Below are 19,039 nucleotides of genomic sequence, written 5' to 3' on the forward strand. Positions count from 1 at the left end.
CCAGACCGGCGGGCGAGCCAATGCGGCTCGCCTGTCAATGGCGGGAAGAAATCCAGACATGACCAGCACCACCGCCGTTCAAGTGGCCTTGACGTTCGATTTCGATGGCTATTCGACATGGATCGGCAGCCATCGGGCGACGTCGCCGAGCATGCTCTCGCGCGGCGAGTTCGATCCGATCGGCGCGCGCCGCATCCTCGACGTGCTGGAGCAGGCCGGCATCCCGGCAACCTTTTTCGTGCCTGGCCATTCGGCGCTGGCCTTTCCGCCGGTGGTGCGCGCCTTCCGCGATGGCGGCCACGAGATCGGCCATCATGGCTGGGTCCATGAGAACCCCGTGCTGCTGACGCGCGAGCAAGAGCGCACCGTCCTGCTGAGAGGCCTGGAAGCACTGGACAAGGTCGCCGGCGTCAGGCCCTCCGGCTACCGGTCGCCGGCCTGGGACAACAGCCCGTCCACCGTCGAACTGCTGCTCGAGTTCGGTTTCGAATACGAGAGCTCGATGATGGGCAACGACCACGAACCATACTGGTGCCGGATCGGTGACGCATGGTCGACCACGGAAGAATTCCGCTTCGGCCTGCCGGTCGACCTCGTCGAAATGCCTGTCGCCTGGCATCTCGACGATTTTCCACAATTCGAATTCCTGGCGACCGACAAGGGCTATCTGCCAGGCGGCCGCGCGCCGTCGACGGCGCTTGAGATCTGGAAGGCCGAGTTCGACTTCCTCTACCAGCGGATCGGCAGCGGCGTGATGGTGGTGACCATGCACCCGCAGATCATGGGACGCGGCCACAGGCTGCTGATGTTGGAAGAATTCATCCGCCATGTCGCCTCGCATGAGCGCGCCGGCTTCACGACTTGCCAGGACTACGTTCGGCACTGGCGCAAGGGGCGTTCGCCTTCCCTGCCCGCGGATGCCGGCGACAACAGGTTGGCCAGATGAAAACGGCAATCGTGACAGGGGCCGCCGGCGGGATCGGCGCGGCGATCGCGACGCTGTTCGCCTCATCAGGCGCGACCGTGATCGCGCTCGACCGGTCGTTCACCGGTGTAAGCGAACAGGCCACCGGTGCCGGCCAGATCCTGTCGGCCTCTTTCGATGTCGCCGATGAAGCCGATTGGACCGCCATTTCCGACATGGTTTCCGAGCGGTTCGGTCATCTCGATGCGCTGGTCAACAACGCCGCCATCTTCAATCCGGTGCCGTTCCTGGAAGAAAGCGTTGCCGGTTTCCAGGCCGTTACCGATGTCAACCAGCTAGGTACGTTCCTCGGCATGCGGGCTGCCGCGGCGCTGATGCCGGCGCAGGGCGGTTCGATCGTCAATGTCTGCTCGACGGGCGGGTTGAGGGGGTTCAGCGGCGCCTTCGCCTATTCGACCTCGAAATGGGCGATCCGCGGCATGACCAAGGTCGCAGCCCGCGAACTTGCCGGCCGCAACATCCGGGTCAACGCGGTGCATCCGGGCCTGGTCGACACGCCGATGCTTGGCGAGAACATCGCTGAAAACCTGGCTGCGATGACCGCCTCCGTGCCGCTCAACCGATTGGCCAGCCCGCAGGAAGTCGCGCATCTCGTGGCGTTCCTGGTGTCGCCCGGCAGCGAATACATCACCGGGTCGGAATTCACGATCGACGGTGGGCAGACGATCTAGAGACTTAGGAAAGAGCTGACGATGGAAAGGCGATTTCTGGGAAAGACCGCAGTGGTGACCGGCGCCGGCAACGGCATCGGCCTGGCCACGGCCAGGCGCCTGCAGGCCGAAGGCGCGGAGGTGCTTTCGGTCGACTGGAACGCGGACTACCTGGCGGATTGCGCGGCACCAAAACTGACGATCGATCTCGCCGACGACGATGCCCCGGCGCGAATCATAACCGCCGCCAAGGCACAGTTCGGGACCGTCGACATGCTGATCAACAATGCCGGCGTCGCCGGGCCGAAGACGCTTGCCGACAGCAGCGACGCGTTGATCGACCATGTCATGGGCATCAACGTGCGCGCGGCGATGCGGCTGACGCGCGACATGCTTCCCCATCTGACGAAACCCGGCGGCTGCATCGTCAATGTCTGCTCGGTGTTCGGCGAGATCGGGTTTCCCAACACCGCGCCCTATGCCGCGTCCAAGGGCGCATTGTCGCAACTGACGCGCCAGTTGGCCGCCGACCTGTCGGCCGACGGGATCCGCGTCAATGGCGTGGCGCCCGGCGTCATCAACACGCCGATCGTCGCCGAGCGGATCGCTTCGGACGCCTGGTACCGGCGCGCCATGATAGAAACCACGCCGATCCGGCGCGTCGGCACGGCCGAGGATGTCGCCGGCGGCATCCTGTTCCTGTGCGGTCCGGACGCCCAGTTCATCACCGGCCATATCCTGAACATCGACGGCGGCTGGCTGGCCGCGCGCGTCGCCCCGTGAGGGGCGTTTCGACAGCACGAAGGAAATAGAATGTCACCTGTAGCAATCCACGACCTGGCCAACATGTCCTCCGAGGCGCGCACACGCCTGCTCGAGCGGACCGAGGCCGATCTCACCGACACGATCCGCAAGGTCGAGCCGATCATCGCCGCCGTGCGGACCAGGGGTGACGACGCCCTGGTCGAGCTTGCCGCCAAGTTTGACGGCGTGACGCTGGACCGCACGGCGTTGAAGGTGTCCGCGAGCCAGATCGCCGGCGCCGAGAAGGAACTTGATCCCGAGATCGTCGCGGCGATCCGGCTCTCGGTGGCGCAGGTGAGGCGCTTCCATGAGGCGCAAATGCCCGACAATCTCTGGCTGAGCGAGGAAACCGAAGGCGCGCTGATCGGCGACCGCTGGACGTCGATCGATTCCGTCGCCTGCTACGTGCCCCGCGGCAAGGGCTTCTTTCCGTCGAGCGCGATCATGACCGCCGTGCCCGCCAAGGTAGCGGGCGTGCCTAGGGTGGTCATCGTGACGCCACCCGGGCCGGACGGTTCGGCCGACGCCGCCACGCGCTTCATCGCGTCCTTGATCGGCATCGAGGACATCTATCTCTGCGGCGGCGCCCAGGCGGTGGCGGCGGTTTCCTACGGCACCGAGACCGTGCCGAAATGCGCAAAGATCGTCGGCCCAGGCAGTCCATGGGTCAGCGCGGCGCGCCAGCTTCTGTCGAACCGGATCGATCCGGGCAGTCCGGCCGGTCCGAGCGAGTTGCTGGTCTATGCCGACAGCTCGGTTCCGGCCGCACTTGCCGCATTGGAGCTGACGGTTGAATCGGAGCATGGCCCTGACTCATCCGCCTTTGTCGTGACGACCGATCGTGCCCTGGCGGAGGCCATCGCCGCCGCGGTGCCGCAGTTCTGGGAGGCAATGGGAGAGTATCGCGCCGATTTTTCCCGCACGGTGCTCAACGGCAGGAATGGCGGCATCGTGCTGGCGCCTTCGATCGAAGCGGCTTTCGACTTCATCAACGACTACGCGGCCGAGCATCTGGCCGTGCTGTCGACATTGGCCTTCGAGCTGCTGCCGCGGATCCGGAACGCCGGCGAGATCCTGCTCGGTCCGCATTCGGCAATTCCGATCGCGAACTTCGTGCTTGGACCGAGCCACGTCCTGCCGACGGGCGGGCGCGCCAACACCGCCTCGCCGCTCGGCGTCTTCGATTTCATGAAGCGCTCGTCGATCGCCTATTTGTCCCAGGCGGCCTATCAAAGGCTGGCGCCGGCGGCGCGCACCTTCGCCCAATATGAAGGCTTCATGGCGCATGCAAATTCGGTCTCGGAGATCCGCGACCGTATCCTGTCGAACAGCAGCCCTTTCACCGGCCCGTGAGACGACGATGATCCTACAGAACGACACAACCATCTCCAAGCAGACCATGCAACGTCCCCAGCGCAAACCGTTGCTGAGCATGGCGGCGGAGATTTCCGGCTCGACCTATCTCTTCATCGCCGTCTGCGCCTTCCTGCTCTTCATCGCGGCGTGGTTCCTGGCGACCGGGCTTGGCGTGGCGAAACCGATCTTCCTGCCCTCGCCCGCCGCCGTCGTTGCCAAGCTTGGAAAGCTGGCCGCCGATGGGACGCTGGCCAGCGATATCGGCAACAGCGTCTACCGCATCATGGTCGGCTTCCTCATCGCCTCGGTGATGGCGTTGGCGACGGCCATCCTGATCGGCGCCTACCGCTTCTGGGAAGCGGCGATCGAACCGTTCCTCGACTTTGTCCGCTACATGCCGGTCGTGGCCTTCGTGCCGCTGACCATCCTGTGGAGCGGCACCGGCGACATCCAGAAGTTCCTGATCATCTGGATCGGCACCTATTTCCAGCAGGCGCTGATGTTCAAGGACAACATCAAGCGCGTTCCCACGGACTTCATCGGCTTCGGGCGGACACTGGGGATGAGCGATTTGCGCGTGCTGATGCGCATTGTCGTGCCCTCGGCGATGCCGCAGATCTGGGACACGCTGCGCATCTCGCTGGGCTGGGCATGGACCTGGGTGACGCTGGCCGAACTGGTCGCCGCCAACTCGGGGCTTGGCTACCGGATCACGGTCGCCCAGCGCTACCTGCAAACCGACATGGCGATCGGATACATTCTGGTGCTCGGCATACTGGGGCTGGCGACGGACCAGATCATGCGTTTCCTCGGTCGGCATTTCTTCAAATATGAGAGGAAGTCCTGACATGCAGGCGCATCCCAAGCTGAAGATCTCGCATCTGCAAAAATCGTTCACGAACGGACGTTCGACGATCAAGGTGCTTGACGACATCAACCTCGAAGTCGGCGACAACGAGTTCGTTTCGCTGGTCGGCGCGTCGGGCTGCGGCAAGAGCACGCTGCTGTCGATCATCGCCGGCCTGCAGGACTATGAACAAGGCGAGATGCTGGTCGACGGCAGTCCGATCAACGGGCCGGGCCGCGACCGTGGCGTCGTCTTCCAGTCCTACACCTTGCTGCCATGGCTGACGGCACTGCAGAATGTCGAGTTCGCGCTGCGCGAGACCGGGCATGATGCCAAGGACATCCCCGAAGTGGCGCGCCAGCATCTCGACCTGGTGAAGCTCTCGCGCTTTGCCGACAGCTTTCCGAGCCAGCTTTCCGGCGGCATGAAGCAAAGGGTCGCCATTGCGCGTGCCCTCTCCTACCGGCCGAAGATGCTTCTGATGGACGAGCCTTTCGGCGCGCTCGACGCGCTCACCCGTGGCCAGATGCAGGAACTGCTGATGCAGATCTGGCAGGAGCATCGCCTGACCGTGATCTTCGTCACCCACGATGTCGAGGAGGCGGTCTATCTGTCCGATCGCATCTTCGTCATGGGCCTCAACCATGGTCGCATCAAGGAGTGCATCACCGTGCCTTCCATAAGGCCGAGGCCGACCGGCATTCAGCATGACCGCGACGTCCTCGAACTTCAGGCGCAAGTGCTGAAGTCCATTCGCGAAGAGACCCGCCGCGCCGAGTTCGATTGAGCGTCAGGCCAGGAGCGGCCCATCGTTTCAACCAGAGCGGCGCGGCGAATTCCGGCGCCTGACGAAATGGACTAGGGTCGAGCCCGCCGCGATCCGCGAGGGCGGCGGCAACCTTTCTGCGACGGTGGCGATGATCATCTTCGAGCCAGCGAGCGAGGCGGTTCTCGAGAAAGCGAAAAAGGCCGCAGCCGCGCGCTAAAGGACGGCATTCGCACCGGAGAGCGGAAGCGCTACTCGCCCCGGCTGCTTTGCCGACACGGCTTGCGGCGCCGCGATCGAAGCGTCTATCATACGGTGACAAATTGCTCGCCGGAGTCCCGCCGTGCTCCGCCCAGACGGGATTGTCCGCGGTTATCAGGGGTAGATTTCAGAACGAATGAAGTAGTGCCCCGCCAATGGCCGACAGAACACAATTCGGGTTGAGCGCGGTCGACACCGTGCCCCTGCATGAGAAGGTCTATCTGGAGCTTGTGCGGGCCCTGATGTCCGGTCAGTTCACGCCCGGACAGAAGCTGACCTCGCGCAAGCTCGCCAAGGAACTCGGCACCAGCGACATGCCGGTGCGCAGCGCCTTCATGCGGCTGCAGGCGCTGCGGGCGCTGAGCCCGATGCCGAACGGCAGCGTCGAGGTACCGGTGATCTCCGCCGACCGGTTCTCGCAGTTGACCGCCGTGCGTACAATCCTCGAAGGCTCGGCGACGGAGCTCGCGACAAAGCTTGTCAACGGCAACAATCTGAGGACGATCCGCCGCCATTGCACGGAATTGACCTTGGCTGCGCGCAAGGGCGATATCGGTGACTATCTCAGGAAGAACTACGCCTTCAAATTCTCGATCTATCGTCATTGCGGCAACGAGCAGCTGATCTTCCTGGTCGAGACCGTGTGGATGCAGGTCGGCCCCTTCCTCAGGAATCTCGCCATGGGGTTCGAGGACGATCTCTCCTTGATCCTCGCCATCGACTATCACGAGGAAATCGTCGCGGCGATCGAGGCGCGGGACGCGGCGCGCGCCCGCGCGGCCATCGTGCGCGACATCGACGAGGGTGCCGCACACATCCTGCGGCAGGCCAGATTTCCGGACGCCAGAACCTAGGATTCCGGCAACAGCCTTTCGACCCCAGAGGCCGATCATGCCGGCTCGGCGGCGAACCCGGCACACCGAATGCCCCTTGGCTTTCCACCCTCTTGTCTCTATGTTGCGATCGCAGATCGCGCAATTGGTTTTGAAATGCCTCCCGACATCCCAGCTAGTGACTTGAAAAAATAAGGAAAAATTCCCGGCGGCGGCCGGATATTTTTCCGAAAACTCACAAGCATCTTTACCAGGGATAGCGCAGCCGGCACGGCTTGGGCGCCTTCGAAAACCAGAGGTTTTAAAATTGAGCGATGCAATTGCGGACGTTCTGAGCTGGCTTGAAAGCAGAAACGACATCCAGAGCCTGAGGGCGGCGGTGTGCGACCTCAACGGCGTCATGCGGGGAAAACGCATCCCGGTCGAGCAGGCCCGCAAGGCGCTCGAAGGCAAGCTGCGCATGCCCTACTCGCTGATCGGGCTCGACATCTGGGGCGAGGACATCGAAGGCAACACGCTGGTTTTCTCGACCGGCGATGCCGACGGCCTTTGCCAATGGACGGGGCGCGGCATCCTGCCGGTGGACTGGACCGCGCATCCGACGGCGCTCGTTCCGCTCTGGCTTGCCGATGAGAGCGGCGCGCCCTATCTCGGCGATCCCCGACGAGCGCTGGCCCGTATCCTCGACCGCTACAAGGCGCTTGGCCTGACCCCGGTCGCGGCGACCGAACTTGAATTCTATCTGGTCGATCCGCAGTCGCAGCGGCCGGTCGGACCTGTCTCGCCGGTCACAGGACGGCGTCTCGATTCCGATGCGGCATTGTCGATCGACGAGATCGACGACTTCGAAGCCTTCATCCACGACGTCTACGAGGCCTGCCGGGCGCAAGGCATTCCCGTCGACACGGCGATTGCCGAAAACGGCGTCGGCCAGTTCGAGATCAACCTCAACCATGTCGCCGACGCTTTGCGGGCGGCCGATGACGCCGTGCTGTTCAAGCGCACGGTGAAGGGCATTGCCCGCAAGCACGGCTTTGCCGCCTGCTTCATGGCGAAGCCCTATGGCGACCGTGCCGGCAATGGCTTTCACGTCCATTTCAGCCTCGTCGACGCTGAAGGCCGCAACGTGTTCGACGACGGCACGGATCAGGGCTCGGAAACCATGCGCCACGCGGTCGGCGGCCTGCTGGCCGCGATGGCCGAGAGCACCTTGGTGTTCGCGCCGCATTTCAATTCCTACCGCAGGCTCCGCCCGCGCTCCTATGCGCCGACCGCGGTCGCCTGGGGCTACGAAAACCGCATGGTCGCGATCCGCATTCCCGGCGGCCCGACCGGGGCGCGCCGCATCGAGCATCGCGTGTCGGGAGCGGACGCCAATCCCTATCTGGTGCTTGCCGCCATATTGGGCGCGGCGCTGATCGGCATCGAAAGACAGATGTCGCCGGGCGAGCCGACAGGGAACGACGGACAAGGCGTGACACCAGCCAAGCTGCCGCCGGACTGGGCCTCCGCGATCGCCACCTTCGAAAGCGGGACCCATGTGGCGGAAATCTTCCCGTCGATCCTGCGCGACTCCTTCGTCGCCTGCAAACGCCAGGAATTGAACACCTTTGCCCTCAATGTCAGCGACTTCGAGATCGAGACCTATCTCGAAAGCGTCTAGCGCAACTAACCATCGGCATTGGAGCTTCGTCGGCCTGATCGCGCCGCATCTTGCCCGGCTCGTCGGCTTTTCGCGCGCACGGCTTCACCTTGCCGGCGCGATGCTTCTGGGCGCCCTGCTGATGATCGTCTCGGACTGGCTGTCGCGCATGGCGGCTTTTCCCTACGAACTGCCTGCCGGTCTGTTCGCTTCACCGCTCGGCGGCCCGTATCTTGTCTACCTGCTTGCCAGGGGCGCGGCGCGCCAAGGCTGAGCGCCTCGAACTCCCGGGATCATTCGGCCTTCAGCACCGAGACCGCCGCCTCGCTGTTGTGGACATAGTCGTTGGCGTCGGGCTGCTTCTGCACCAAAAGGATGAACAACAGGTCGGTCAGCGTCAGCTGCGCGTCGCGCGCGGTGATGGAGGAGGAGCGCGCTCGCTCCTCGTCGGCGATGGTGTAGAGGCGGATGTCGGCGACACGGCTCAGCGGATTGTCGTGCAGGCCGGTAACGGCGATCACCATCGTGCCGCGCTTGTGGGCAAGCTCGGCGATGCGCAAGGTCTCGATGCTGGCGCCGGAATAGGAGAGCGCGAACAGCACGTCGCCAGGTCCGAGCGTCGCGGCATTGGCCATCTGGATGTGGCTGTCGCTGTCGTGCAGCACATTGCGGCCGAGCTTCATCAGCTTGTAGGAGAAGTCGCGCGCCACCAGCGAGGAGGCGCCGACGCCGACCAGATGGATGCGGCGCGCGCCATCGAGCAGTTCCAGCGTGCGGGAAATGATGCGCTCGCTGTTGGCCGCGACGGTTTGCTGCATCGACAGCAGCTTGCTGCCGATCAGCTTCCTCAGGATGACCGGATAGGTGTCGCCGACCTCGATCGAACCGTGGATGACACCGGCCGGCACCTGCCAGTCCTGCGCCTTGGCCTCGCTGACGGCGAGCTTGAGCTCCTGGTAGCTGGCATAGCCGAGCTTCTGGCTGAACTTGACGACACTCGACTGGCTGCGGCCAATCTTGGCCGCAAGGGCGGCCGTCGACAGGCGCAGCATCTGGTCGGGATTGTCGACGATGTACTGGCCGATCTCACGATCACCTGGCGCCATGCCGTCGAGCTTCGCATTGATCGTCTTGAGAACGGACATGAACCCTCTGGAGCGTTTCGGTGCTGAGAGGAATAAAATATTCCAAATTCGATTGACAGCCAAGAATGCGGAATTAATTCTCGAACCGGACCGGCCAGGTTCGGAATCGGATGGACCTTCCGGAGAGACCGGACCCGCCGCCCGGCTTCGACATACAAGGGTTCAGCCATGGACAGATTGCGGATCGTCGGCGGACGAAGACTGGAAGGCGCGGTCACCATATCCGGCGCCAAGAACGCGGCCCTGCCGCAGATCGCGGCTGCCCTGCTCAGCCCCTACCCGCTCGAACTGACCAACCTGCCCGATGTGACCGATGTCGAAAACATGCTCGGCGTGGTGCGGCTTCACGGTGCGGACGTGACACGGTCGGCCCACGCCGCGACGATCGATACGAGTGCCGCCGTTTCGAAGGAAACGTCTTATGACACGGTGCGGAAAATGCGCGCGACGGTGCTGGTGCTGGCGCCGCTTCTGGCCCGTTTCGGTCATGCGCGGGTTTCGCTGCCCGGCGGCTGCGCGATCGGCGCGCGGCCGGTCGACATGCATGTCGCCGCGCTTGCGGCACTGGGCGCCAGGATCGCCATCGAGAACGGCCTGATCGTCGCCTCCACGCCGAACGGGCTTCTCGGCACGCGCATCGTGCTCAGCTCGCCATCGGTCGGGGCAACCGAAACCGCCATGATGGCGGCGACCATAGCCAGGGGCGAAACCGAGATCCTCAACGCGGCACGCGAACCGGAAGTGGCTGATCTCGCCGCTTGCCTCAACGCGATGGGCGCGCGCATCGAGGGCGCCGGCACGCACCGCATCCTGATCGCCGGCGGCACCAGCTGGCACGCGGCCCGGCACGACATCATACCGGACCGTATCGAGGCCGGCACTTATGCGATTGCCGCGGCGATCACCGGCGGCCAGCTTGAGCTCACCCAAGCCCGGCTCGAACACATGGCCTCGGTGGTGCAATTGCTGGAGGCCACCGGCGTCAGCGTCTGGCCGGGCGACCGTGGACTCATCGTGTCGCGCGACCGGCCACTCAAGGCCGCCGACCTTACGACGGAGCCCTATCCGGGTTTTCCGACTGACCTGCAGGCGCAGTTCATGGCGCTGATGTGTTGCGCCGACGGGGCCTCCCTGCTGCGCGAGACCATCTTCGAGAACCGCTTCATGCATGTGCCCGAACTGATGCGGCTCGGCGCCAACATCAAGCTGCAAGGCACGATGGCTTTGGTTCGCGGCGGCGAGAAACTGCATGGCGCGCAGGTGATGGCCACCGACCTGCGCGCCTCGGTGTCGTTGGTGCTGGCGGCGTTGGTCAGCGAAGGCGAGACGATCATCAACCGCGTCTATCATCTCGACCGCGGCTATGAGCAGCTGGACCGCAAGCTGCGCCTTTGCGGCGCCGACATCGAGCGGCTGAGCCCATGAGCGGCCCGGACTGTTTTCTCGGCGTCGACGGTGGCGGCACCGGTTGCCGGGCCCGTATCGAGGATGCGGAAGGCAACGTGCTGGGACAAGGCCTGTCCGGCCCGGCGACAACGCGGCTCGGCATCGAAGCGGCATGGGCCTCCATTGCCAAGGCCTTTGGCGCGGCACTCGAGGAGACGGGTTTCGGGCCGGCCGAGACCGCAGGGATTTGCGCCGGCATCGGCCTTGCCGGCATCGGCCGCAAAGGCGCGCTGGGGGCCTTGCGGGCGATCGCGCATCCCTTTGCCAGCATCGACTTCGTCAGCGACGGGGTCGGCGCTTGCCTGGGTGCGCATTCCGGCCAGGACGGCGCCATCGTCATTGCCGGGACTGGCTCGATCGGGCTCGGCTTTGTCGAGGGGCGCGACCTGCGTGTCGGTGGTTACGGCTTTCCGATCTCCGACGAAGGCAGCGGCGCCGATCTTGGGCTGAAGGCCGTGCAGCTGGCGTTGCGCGCCCATGACGGCCGGCACGAGCGGACGGCGCTGCTGGCGGAGGTGATGCAGCGCTTCGACGGCGACCCGACGGAAGCGGTCGCCTGGATGGACCGCGCCAGCGCCACGGATTACGCAGCCCTGGCGCCCATGGTGATGCGCCACGCCGACCAGGGCGATCCGGCCGGACGGCGCATCGTGCAAAGTGCCGCCGAGCAGATCGACACGTTGGTGCGGGTGCTGTTCGAGAAAGGCGCACCGCGTATAACCCTGCTGGGCGGCCTCGCCAGCCCGCTCGAACCCTGGCTTGCGCCCGATGTCCGGCGCCGGCTGAAACCCGCCGACGGTGACGCCGTATCAGGAGCGATCATCCTTGCCAAACGATCGCACCGCGCACGGTAAGCTTCACTGAAAAGGAATAAAATATTCCAGATATTTGTTGACGGTGCGAATATCAAATTCTAAAAAGTTAACGAGGGAAAACTGATCGGGCCGGCCGGATCGTCCCTGAGTGCTGGCGCCGGTTGGAGCCGTGCTCGACGCCGTCGTGCGACAGGACTTTTTGAAAGCATTGGAATGACGGAACAAGGATTGATGTCCGAGCTGGACCGGCTGGTTTCCGAAGGCCGCAACCCGCGCACCGTCGACATAGACCTGCTGCCGACCATCGATGTCCTGCGCAAGATCAATGACGAGGACAGGCTTGTCCCCGCGGCTGTTGAAAAGGTGCTGCCGGAAATTGCCGCAGCGGTCGACCGCATCGTGCTCGCCTTCCAGAAAGGCGCGCGGCTGATCTATATCGGCGCCGGCACTAGCGGCCGGCTCGGCGTTCTCGATGCTTCGGAATGCCCGCCCACTTTCGGCGTGTCCGAAGATATGGTGATCGGCTTGATCGCCGGCGGACCCGACGCGTTGGTTCGGTCGACGGAAGGCGCGGAGGACGATCCGAGGATGGGGGCGCGGGCGCTGCAAGATATTGGCCTCACGGCCAACGATGTGGTCGTCGGCATCGCGGTCAGTGGGCGCACGCCCTATGTCATCGGTGGATTGACCTATGCGAAGCAAGTGGGCGCAACGACGGTCGCCCTGTCGTGCAATCCGGCGTCGACCATTGCCGGCATCGCCGACATCGCCATTTCGCCGGTCGTTGGCCCCGAAGTCCTCACCGGCTCGACCCGGCTGAAGTCCGGGACCGCGCAGAAACTGGTGCTCAACATGCTGACCACGGCCTCGATGATCCGCATCGGCAAGAGTTTTCAGAACCTTATGGTCGACCTCAACCCGTCCAACAAGAAGCTGGTGGCGAGGGCAACCAGGATGGTCATGCAGACGACGGGCTGTACGGCGCAGCGGGCCAAACAGGCACTTCATCAGACAGGTAACGATGTGAAACTGGCGATCCTGGTGACGATCACCGGCATGGATGTCGAGGCGGCGCAGGCCGCCCTCGCGAAGGCCGGAGGTTTCCTGCGAAGGGCGATCAGCGAGAGCGCGGTGTGACACCGCTTGAGACAAGACGGCGCGAAGCCGCATAGACTGGGCCGATACTCCAAAGCGTGTGTGTCTTGGAAGCGGCTCGCGGAAACTGCAAGGCATCAAGTCAAATCATAATGGGAGACGAGAATGATAGGGCATCTCACAAGAACGCTGCTGTCGGGTATCACCCTGGCAGCGATGCTCGGCATCGCGACGGTTCCGACGCAGGCGGCGACGTTGCACATGGCCTGGTCGCAAGACGCCACCGGGCTTGATCCGCACAAGCAGACGGCATTCTCGTCGCTGCGGCTTTTGGAACTCATCTATGAGCCGCTGGTGCGGGTCGATGCCAGCCTTCGGATCATCCCGGCCATCGCCACGTCCTGGGAGTTCTCCAAGGACGGCAAGGAACTGACCTTCAAGCTCGACCCCAAGGCGAAATTCCAGGATGGCGCGGCCATCACCTCAGCCGATGTCAAGGCCTCGTTCGAGCGCATCCTCGACGAGAAGACGGGAGCGGCTGCCCGCGCCAACTTCCTGTCGATCGCCGGCATCGACACGCCCGATGCGGCGACCATCGTGTTTCATCTGTCACAACCCGACGTGCCGATCCTGACGGCGATGAGCGACGTCAACGCGGCGATCGTCCCGGCCAGCGAAATCAAGGCCGGCTCGATCGGCACCAAGGCGCTCGGCTCCGGCCCGTTCAAGCTCGACAAATGGGATCCCAACGCCAAGGAAGTGCTGAGCGCCAACAAGGGTTGGGCCGGCGGCGCGACCGGCGTCGACGGCATCGAGATCAGCGTGCTGCCTGACGAGGCCGCGATCCTTGCCGCCATGCGCACCAAGCAGATCGATTTCGCGCTGCTCAACGACCCGCTGGTCGCCACGCTGGTGCCGAAGGAAGCCAGCCTGCAGCTGAACCGCGTGCCGGTTCTCGCCTACCACGTGCTGCAGCTCAACCCTTCGCGCAAGCCGATGACCGAGCTCAAGGTGCGTCAGGCGATCTCCTGCGCCATCGACCGGCAGGAGGTGCTGGACACCGCCTCGCTCGGCGAAGGCAAGGTCACCGGACCGCTGACCATCCCGGCGCTGGCGACCGATCCGAGCCAGCTGTTCTGCTACAAGCGCGACGTGGAAAAGGCCAAGAAGCTGATGGCCGAGGCCGGTTTTGCCGATGGCTTTTCGGCGACCGTGATCGGCGCCACCGGCGAGCCGCCGACGGCGGCGGCGGAAGCACAGGTCATCCAGTCGCAGCTCGCCGAAATCGGCGTCAAGCTCGACATCAAGATGATGGAGCTCAACGTCTATGTCGATGCCTGGCTGAAGGGCGATTTCGACATGGCGATCGCGCTCAATGGCGGCCGCGCCGACCCCTACACCATGTATAACCGCTACTGGACCAAGGCAGGCAATCTGCAGAAGGTGGCGAACTACATCGACGATACGCTGGACAGCCAGATGCAGCAGGGCCGCGCCGAAACCGACCCGGCCAAACGCAAGGCGATCTTCGCCGCGTTCGAGAAGCACCTCGCCGAGGTGTCGCCCTGGATCTGGCTCTACACGTCCTACAGCTACACGGCCCAGCAGAAGAACATCGCCGGCTTCGTGCCGACGCCGACGGGCACGCTGTTCAGCCTGAGCAAGGTTACCATCCAGCAGTAGCCCTGCCAGGCACTAGTGCCGGATGATTCAGGCCGAATCGACCTGAAATCTGAATCCGCCTCTAGATCAAAGGGATAGAGCATGATGTCGTCCGAAAACCGCTTCACACTTTTCGGCATCATGCTCTAGACGAGAGGTATCCTTCGCGTGAACTATCTGATGCGGCGACTGGCGACGTTTCCTCTCGTCCTGCTTGGCGTGTCCATCCTGGTCTTCGTGGCGATCCGGATGGTGCCGGGCGATTCGATCACGGCGATGCTGGGCACCGAAGCCGGCCTGCTGACGCCGGCGCAGCGGGATGCGCTCGCCGCCTATTTCGGCATCGACCAGCCTTGGTTCGTCCAGTACTGGCGCTGGATCGGCGGCATCCTGCACGGCAATTTCGGCATCTCCGTTACCTATGGCAGGCCGGTTCTCGACGTCATTCTCGAGCGATTTCCGCTGACGCTGGAACTGGCTCTGCTGTCGATGATCATCGCGCTCGCCGTCGGCATGCCGGCCGGGATCTATGCCGCCACGCATAATGAAAAGCCATCCGACCTTGGGGTGCGCATCGTCGCCATGATCGGCCAGTCGACGCCGAGCTTCGTGCTTGGCCTCTTGATCATCTACGCGCTGTCGGCCGGCTTCGGCGTGCTGCCGGCGATGGGCGAATTCGCGCCGCTCTGGCAGGATCCCTTGCGCAATCTCAGCCAGCTGATCCTGCCCGCCATCACGCTCGGCTTCGCCTTCGCCGCGTCCGTCACCCGCATATCGCGTTCGGCCATGCTCGACGTGTTGAGCGACGATTATGTGCGCACCGCGCGCAGCAAGGGCGCGCCGGCGCGCAGCGTCATCTGGCGGCATGCCTTGCCCAATGCGCTGATCCCGGTGGTGACGCTGAGCGGCATCGAATTCGGCTATCTCCTGGGCGGCGCCGTCATCGTCGAGCAAATCTACGCGCTGCCCGGGCTTGGACGCATGGTGCTCGACGCCATCCTGCAGCGCGACTACGCTCTGGTGCAGGGCAGCGTGCTGTTCATCGCCTTCAACTTCATGATCGTCAACCTCCTGGTCGACCTCGCCTATGTCGGGCTCGATCCGCGCATCCGGCTTGGAGAGCAGTGATGCGTATCCTGCGCGCCATTTTCGGCCATGGCAGCGGCCGCATCGGAGGCGTCATCGTCGGCATCTACCTGCTGATCGCCATCCTCGGCCTCGCCGGGCTGACGCCGCACAATCCGATCACGCAGTTCCGCGTCGACCGGCTGCATGCGCCAAGCGGCGCCTACTGGATGGGCACCGATTTGTTCGGCCGCGACGTGGCCAGCCGGCTGATGGCGGGCATCGGGCAGTCCTTCACGGTCGCCTTCTTCTCGGTTGCCTTCGCGACCCTTGCCGGCACGGTTCTCGGGCTGGCGGCAGCCTGGCTCGGGCGCCGCTGGGACGGCGTGGTGATGCGCATCATGGACGTGCTGCTGGCCTTCCCGGCGATCCTTCTGGCATTGCTCATCGTCACCGTCGCCGGGCCGGGCACATGGACCAGTGTCGTCGCCATCGGCATCGTCTACACGCCGATCTTCACCCGCGTGGTGCGCGGCCCTGCTTTGTCGCTCAAGGCGCGCGAATTCGTCGACGCCGCGCGCACCTTCGGCAGCAGTTCGAGCTACATCGTCACGCGGCACCTGCTGCTCAATCTGGTGGCGCCGCTGACCGTGCAGGTGACGCTGGCGCTGGCCTGGGCGCTGCTGACCGAAGCCGGCCTGAGCTTCCTCGGTCTGGGAACACAGCCGCCCGCCGCCTCGCTCGGCCTGATGCTGAGCGACAGCCGCAATCTGATGGAGACCGCGCCCTGGCTGATGATCTTTCCAGGCCTGACCATCATGATCAGCATCCTTGGCTTCAACCTTCTGGGCGACGCCTTGCGCGATATCCTCGACCCCAGGATGCGGAGGGCGCCGGCATGACGCCGCTGCTGTCCGTCCGCGATCTGCGCGTCGGCTTCGGCCGCAATCCTCAAGCCAATGAAGTGGTGCGCGGCGTCAGCTTCGACCTCGCCGACGGCGAAACACTGGCCATTGTCGGCGAAAGCGGCTCCGGCAAATCCGTCACAGCGCTGTCGATCAACCGGCTGATCGATTTCGGCGGCGGCCGCATCATTGGCGGCTCGATGAAACTGAAGCGTACCGACGGCAGCCTCTTCGACCTGATGGCCGCCACCGAACCGCAACTGACCGGCATTCGCGGCGCCGAGATCGGCATGATCTTCCAGGAGCCGATGACATCGCTCAACCCGGTTCTGACCATCGGTACGCAGATCGAGGAATCGTTTCGCCTGCACCGCGGGCTGACCGGCAGGCAGGCCACGGCCGCGGCCAAGGATGCGCTCGACCGCGTGCGCATTCCCGACGCAGCGCGGCGGCTGAAATACACGCCCAACCAGTTGTCCGGCGGCATGCTGCAAAGGGTGATGATCGCCATCGCGCTGGCCTGCAATCCACGCCTGCTGATCGCCGACGAGCCGACCACGGCGCTCGACGTCACCGTGCAGGCGCAGATCATGGCCCTGCTGGCCGAACTGAAGCGCGAGACAGGCATGTCTGTCATCTTCATCACCCATGATATCGGCCTCGTTGCCGGCATCGCCGACAAGGTGATGGTGATGCAGAACGGGCAGGCCGTGGAGCAAGGCGAGCTAAACCAGATCCTCGATCACCCGCGGCATCCCTACACGCAGCATCTGCTGCAGGACGTGCCGCATTTCGCCAACGGAAGCGCTACGCGCGCGGACGGACAGCGCGCCGGGGACGCACATGCAGAACCGGCCTTGAAGGTCGACGGACTGGTCGTGAGGTTCCCCCTCAAGAGTAATTTCTTCAGCCGCGCCACCGGCGCCGTGCACGCCGTCGATGGCGTCGATTTCGACCTGATGCCGGGCGAGACCTTGGCCATCGTCGGTGAGAGCGGTTCTGGCAAATCGACAACCGCGAAGGCGGTTCTCGGCCTGGTGCGCGCGACACGCGGCAGCTTCTCGGTCGGCACCCGAGCGGCTTCCGCCGAGCGCGGCACCAAGCCCGTGCAGATGGTGTTCCAGAACCCCTATGCCTCACTTAACCCGAGGCTGACGATCGAGAGCATCCTGGCCGAACCGGTGATCGCCACCAGCGGCCGGGTGAATGCGGAAACGCTGGCGAGGATGGCGAACCTTCTGGAACGCGTCGGCCTGCCCAGGAACAGCCTAGGGCGCTACCCGCATGAATTCTCCGGCGGCCAGCGGCAGAGGCTTTGCATTGCCCGCGCGCTGATGCTCAATCCGTCGGTCGTCGTTCTCGATGAAGCAGTGTCGGCGCTGGACGTCTCGGTGCAAGCCAAGGTGCTGGAGCTGCTGGTCGACCTGCAGCGCGAGTTCGGGCTGGCTTATCTCTTCATCTCGCACGACATGGCTGTCGTCGAGCGGATCGCTCATCGCATCGCCGTCATCTATGCCGGCCAGATCGTCGAGATCGGCGACGCGGCCTCGGTGCTGTCAAAGCCGAAGCATTCCTATACGAAGAAGCTGATATCAGCCGTTCCAACCATCGAGCGGCGGCGTGAGCATTTCGAACTAGACACACGCCAAGTGCCTTCGCTTGTGCGTCCTCGGGGATTTGAACCCACGCCGGCGCGGTGGGTGCAGTTTGGCGGGGATCATCGAGCAAGGGTTGAGGCGTGACTTCAGTTCCCTCCAGCGATCTTCAACAGCTCTTCGACCGGGCGTTTGCGCCACTAGCAGCAGCTGTATCCGCCAAGCGTATTCCCGGCGGCGTGCTCGGCATTGTCGACAGCAATGGCCACCGCATCGCCAGGGCGATCGGCTCGGCGCAGTTGGTGCCGAGGCAGCGCTCCATGCAGGTCGAAACCTGGTTCGACCTTGCATCGCTGACCAAGGTCATCTTCACCACGCCGCGCATCCTGGCGCTGGCGGAGGACGGCGTCATCGATCTCGACGCGCCGCTGATCTCGGTTCTGCCTGACCTTCGCCAGTATGACGCAGGGGCCTGGGAGCGGCAGGTGACGTTTCGCCAATGCCTCGGCCACCAGACCCCGTTCCCCGCCGTCGAGCCGATCTATACTTACGGGCGTGACCCCGACCTGCTGCGCGCCTTCATCCTGCAGCGCGAATGGCGCGCCCGTGACCCCGTCTATTCCGACATCAATTTCATCCTGCTCGGCTTTGCGCTGGAACGGCTTTCGGGCAACACCATCCGCGACCTGGATCCTGGCCCCGGCTTTGCATGGTCAACGGAGCCGGATGTCGCCGCGGCGACCGAGGACTGCACCTGGCGTCATCGCGTGCTGTCCGGCGAAGTCCATGACGACAATTGCTCGGCCCTGCAGGGCGCAGGTCATGCCGGCCTGTTCGGAACGGCCGCTTCGGTGCTGGATTTCGCGCAGGAGCTGCTGACCGGCGCTTCCAAGAATTCGATCGCGCTGATGCGCACGCCCTTGTCCGCCACTCGTACTCATGGCTGGGAGCGCCCGTACGAGGGCTGGTCCGGCGGGTCCTTGTGCAGCCCGGGAACGATCGGCCATACCGGCTTCACGGGCACCGGACTGTGGGTCGATTTCGACAGAGGCAAGGCCTGGACCTTGCTCACCAACCGGATCCATCCGACACGTCATTTCGACAGCGGAATCGCTTCGCTGCGGCAGACGGTCGGCGATCTCGTCAATGGACTCTAGGAGCTAGATG

The 19,039-nt window shown here is 64.3% G+C and carries 18 protein-coding genes; 17 read left to right on the forward strand and 1 reads right to left on the reverse strand.

Going from position 1 to position 19,039, the window contains the following annotated elements:
* The first annotated feature begins 58 nt into the window (after positions 1-58).
* The 9 genes from EB815_RS28875 (at position 59) to EB815_RS28915 (ending at position 8,418) form a co-directional block, all read left to right on the forward strand.
* Positions 59-946: a polysaccharide deacetylase family protein gene (locus tag EB815_RS28875; protein ID WP_056564434.1), complete on the forward strand. Its 888-nt coding sequence runs from the start codon at positions 59-61 to the stop codon at positions 944-946.
* Entirely contained in the window at positions 943-1,656 is a 714-nt protein-coding gene (locus EB815_RS28880; protein ID WP_056564438.1) for an SDR family NAD(P)-dependent oxidoreductase, read from the forward strand. Before EB815_RS28875 ends, EB815_RS28880 begins: the two co-directional genes overlap by 4 nt.
* 21 nt (positions 1,657-1,677) lie before the next feature.
* Positions 1,678-2,418, forward strand: coding sequence for an SDR family NAD(P)-dependent oxidoreductase (locus EB815_RS28885; protein ID WP_056564441.1), 741 nt, complete (start codon positions 1,678-1,680; stop codon positions 2,416-2,418).
* Between the two features lie 30 nt (positions 2,419-2,448).
* Positions 2,449-3,792: a histidinol dehydrogenase gene (gene hisD / locus EB815_RS28890; protein WP_056564444.1), complete on the forward strand. Its 1,344-nt coding sequence runs from the start codon at positions 2,449-2,451 to the stop codon at positions 3,790-3,792.
* 46 nt (positions 3,793-3,838) lie between these two features.
* Positions 3,839-4,642, forward strand: a complete 804-nt coding sequence (locus tag EB815_RS28895; RefSeq protein ID WP_056565681.1) for an ABC transporter permease — start codon at positions 3,839-3,841, stop codon at positions 4,640-4,642.
* A 1-nt stretch (position 4,643) separates the two neighbouring features.
* Entirely contained in the window at positions 4,644-5,429 is a 786-nt protein-coding gene (locus EB815_RS28900) for an ABC transporter ATP-binding protein (RefSeq protein ID WP_065004938.1), read from the forward strand.
* 395 nt (positions 5,430-5,824) lie between these two features.
* Positions 5,825-6,523, forward strand: a complete 699-nt coding sequence (locus tag EB815_RS28905; protein WP_056564449.1) for a GntR family transcriptional regulator — start codon at positions 5,825-5,827, stop codon at positions 6,521-6,523.
* A gap of 286 nt (positions 6,524-6,809) precedes the next feature.
* Positions 6,810-8,165 (forward strand): glutamine synthetase family protein, encoded by a 1,356-nt coding sequence (locus EB815_RS28910; protein WP_056564451.1) that lies wholly within the window; start codon positions 6,810-6,812, stop codon positions 8,163-8,165.
* A complete protein-coding gene (locus tag EB815_RS28915; RefSeq protein ID WP_244493904.1) occupies positions 8,122-8,418 on the forward strand; it encodes an iron chelate uptake ABC transporter family permease subunit in 297 nt (98 codons plus the stop codon). The genes EB815_RS28910 and EB815_RS28915 overlap by 44 nt, the downstream gene beginning before the upstream one ends.
* 19 nt (positions 8,419-8,437) lie before the next feature.
* Here the strand turns inward: EB815_RS28915 and EB815_RS28920 are convergent, their stop codons facing one another.
* Complete coding sequence (locus EB815_RS28920) at positions 8,438-9,289, reverse strand: MurR/RpiR family transcriptional regulator (protein WP_056564454.1); 852 nt, start codon at positions 9,287-9,289, stop codon at positions 8,438-8,440.
* A gap of 168 nt (positions 9,290-9,457) precedes the next feature.
* Here EB815_RS28920 and murA point away from each other — a divergent pair, with 168 nt between their 5' ends.
* The 8 genes from murA to EB815_RS28960 all read left to right on the forward strand — a co-directional run bounded on the left by murA (position 9,458) and on the right by EB815_RS28960 (position 19,029).
* Entirely contained in the window at positions 9,458-10,714 is a 1,257-nt protein-coding gene (gene murA, locus EB815_RS28925) for a UDP-N-acetylglucosamine 1-carboxyvinyltransferase (RefSeq protein WP_056564457.1), read from the forward strand.
* Complete coding sequence (locus tag EB815_RS28930) at positions 10,711-11,589, forward strand: N-acetylglucosamine kinase (protein ID WP_056564460.1); 879 nt, start codon at positions 10,711-10,713, stop codon at positions 11,587-11,589. The genes murA and EB815_RS28930 overlap by 4 nt, the downstream gene beginning before the upstream one ends.
* Positions 11,590-11,763: 174 nt before the next feature.
* On the forward strand, positions 11,764-12,687 hold the full coding sequence (gene murQ, locus EB815_RS28935; RefSeq protein WP_056564462.1) for an N-acetylmuramic acid 6-phosphate etherase: 924 nt from the start codon (positions 11,764-11,766) through the stop codon (positions 12,685-12,687).
* Positions 12,688-12,810: 123 nt separating this feature from the next.
* Positions 12,811-14,328, forward strand: a complete 1,518-nt coding sequence (locus EB815_RS28940) for an ABC transporter substrate-binding protein (RefSeq protein ID WP_056564465.1) — start codon at positions 12,811-12,813, stop codon at positions 14,326-14,328.
* A 147-nt stretch (positions 14,329-14,475) separates the two neighbouring features.
* The gene (locus EB815_RS28945) at positions 14,476-15,435 is read left to right on the forward strand and encodes an ABC transporter permease (RefSeq protein WP_056564468.1); all 960 of its coding nucleotides are present in this window, start codon (positions 14,476-14,478) and stop codon (positions 15,433-15,435) included.
* Complete coding sequence (locus EB815_RS28950; protein ID WP_056564472.1) at positions 15,435-16,274, forward strand: ABC transporter permease; 840 nt, start codon at positions 15,435-15,437, stop codon at positions 16,272-16,274. The genes EB815_RS28945 and EB815_RS28950 overlap by 1 nt, the downstream gene beginning before the upstream one ends.
* Positions 16,271-18,019, forward strand: coding sequence for an ABC transporter ATP-binding protein (locus EB815_RS28955; protein ID WP_056564475.1), 1,749 nt, complete (start codon positions 16,271-16,273; stop codon positions 18,017-18,019). Before EB815_RS28950 ends, EB815_RS28955 begins: the two co-directional genes overlap by 4 nt.
* Positions 18,016-19,029: a serine hydrolase domain-containing protein gene (locus tag EB815_RS28960; protein WP_056564478.1), complete on the forward strand. Its 1,014-nt coding sequence runs from the start codon at positions 18,016-18,018 to the stop codon at positions 19,027-19,029. Before EB815_RS28955 ends, EB815_RS28960 begins: the two co-directional genes overlap by 4 nt.
* The last annotated feature ends 10 nt before the right edge of the window (positions 19,030-19,039 follow it).

The organism is Mesorhizobium loti (genome assembly GCF_013170705.1).
Classification (GTDB): Bacteria; Pseudomonadota; Alphaproteobacteria; order Rhizobiales; family Rhizobiaceae; genus Mesorhizobium; species Mesorhizobium loti_D.

Bases quoted from the DNA above. Each gene is read 5' to 3' on its own strand.
- EB815_RS28950 (WP_056564472.1), top strand. From the start codon at position 15,435: ATGCGTATCCTGCGCGCCATTTTCGGCCATGGCAGCGGCCGCATCGGA.
- EB815_RS28875 (WP_056564434.1), top strand. From the start codon at position 59: ATGACCAGCACCACCGCCGTTCAAGTGGCCTTGACGTTCGATTTCGAT.
- EB815_RS28915 (WP_244493904.1), top strand. From the start codon at position 8,122: ATGTCAGCGACTTCGAGATCGAGACCTATCTCGAAAGCGTCTAGCGCA.
- EB815_RS28885 (WP_056564441.1), top strand. From the start codon at position 1,678: ATGGAAAGGCGATTTCTGGGAAAGACCGCAGTGGTGACCGGCGCCGGC.
- EB815_RS28920 (WP_056564454.1), bottom strand. From the start codon at position 9,289: ATGTCCGTTCTCAAGACGATCAATGCGAAGCTCGACGGCATGGCGCCA.
- murA (WP_056564457.1), top strand. From the start codon at position 9,458: ATGGACAGATTGCGGATCGTCGGCGGACGAAGACTGGAAGGCGCGGTC.
- EB815_RS28895 (WP_056565681.1), top strand. From the start codon at position 3,839: ATGCAACGTCCCCAGCGCAAACCGTTGCTGAGCATGGCGGCGGAGATT.
- murQ (WP_056564462.1), top strand. From the start codon at position 11,764: ATGACGGAACAAGGATTGATGTCCGAGCTGGACCGGCTGGTTTCCGAA.
- EB815_RS28905 (WP_056564449.1), top strand. From the start codon at position 5,825: ATGGCCGACAGAACACAATTCGGGTTGAGCGCGGTCGACACCGTGCCC.
- EB815_RS28940 (WP_056564465.1), top strand. From the start codon at position 12,811: ATGATAGGGCATCTCACAAGAACGCTGCTGTCGGGTATCACCCTGGCA.
- EB815_RS28880 (WP_056564438.1), top strand. From the start codon at position 943: ATGAAAACGGCAATCGTGACAGGGGCCGCCGGCGGGATCGGCGCGGCG.
- EB815_RS28955 (WP_056564475.1), top strand. From the start codon at position 16,271: ATGACGCCGCTGCTGTCCGTCCGCGATCTGCGCGTCGGCTTCGGCCGC.
- EB815_RS28930 (WP_056564460.1), top strand. From the start codon at position 10,711: ATGAGCGGCCCGGACTGTTTTCTCGGCGTCGACGGTGGCGGCACCGGT.
- EB815_RS28900 (WP_065004938.1), top strand. From the start codon at position 4,644: ATGCAGGCGCATCCCAAGCTGAAGATCTCGCATCTGCAAAAATCGTTC.
- hisD (WP_056564444.1), top strand. From the start codon at position 2,449: ATGTCACCTGTAGCAATCCACGACCTGGCCAACATGTCCTCCGAGGCG.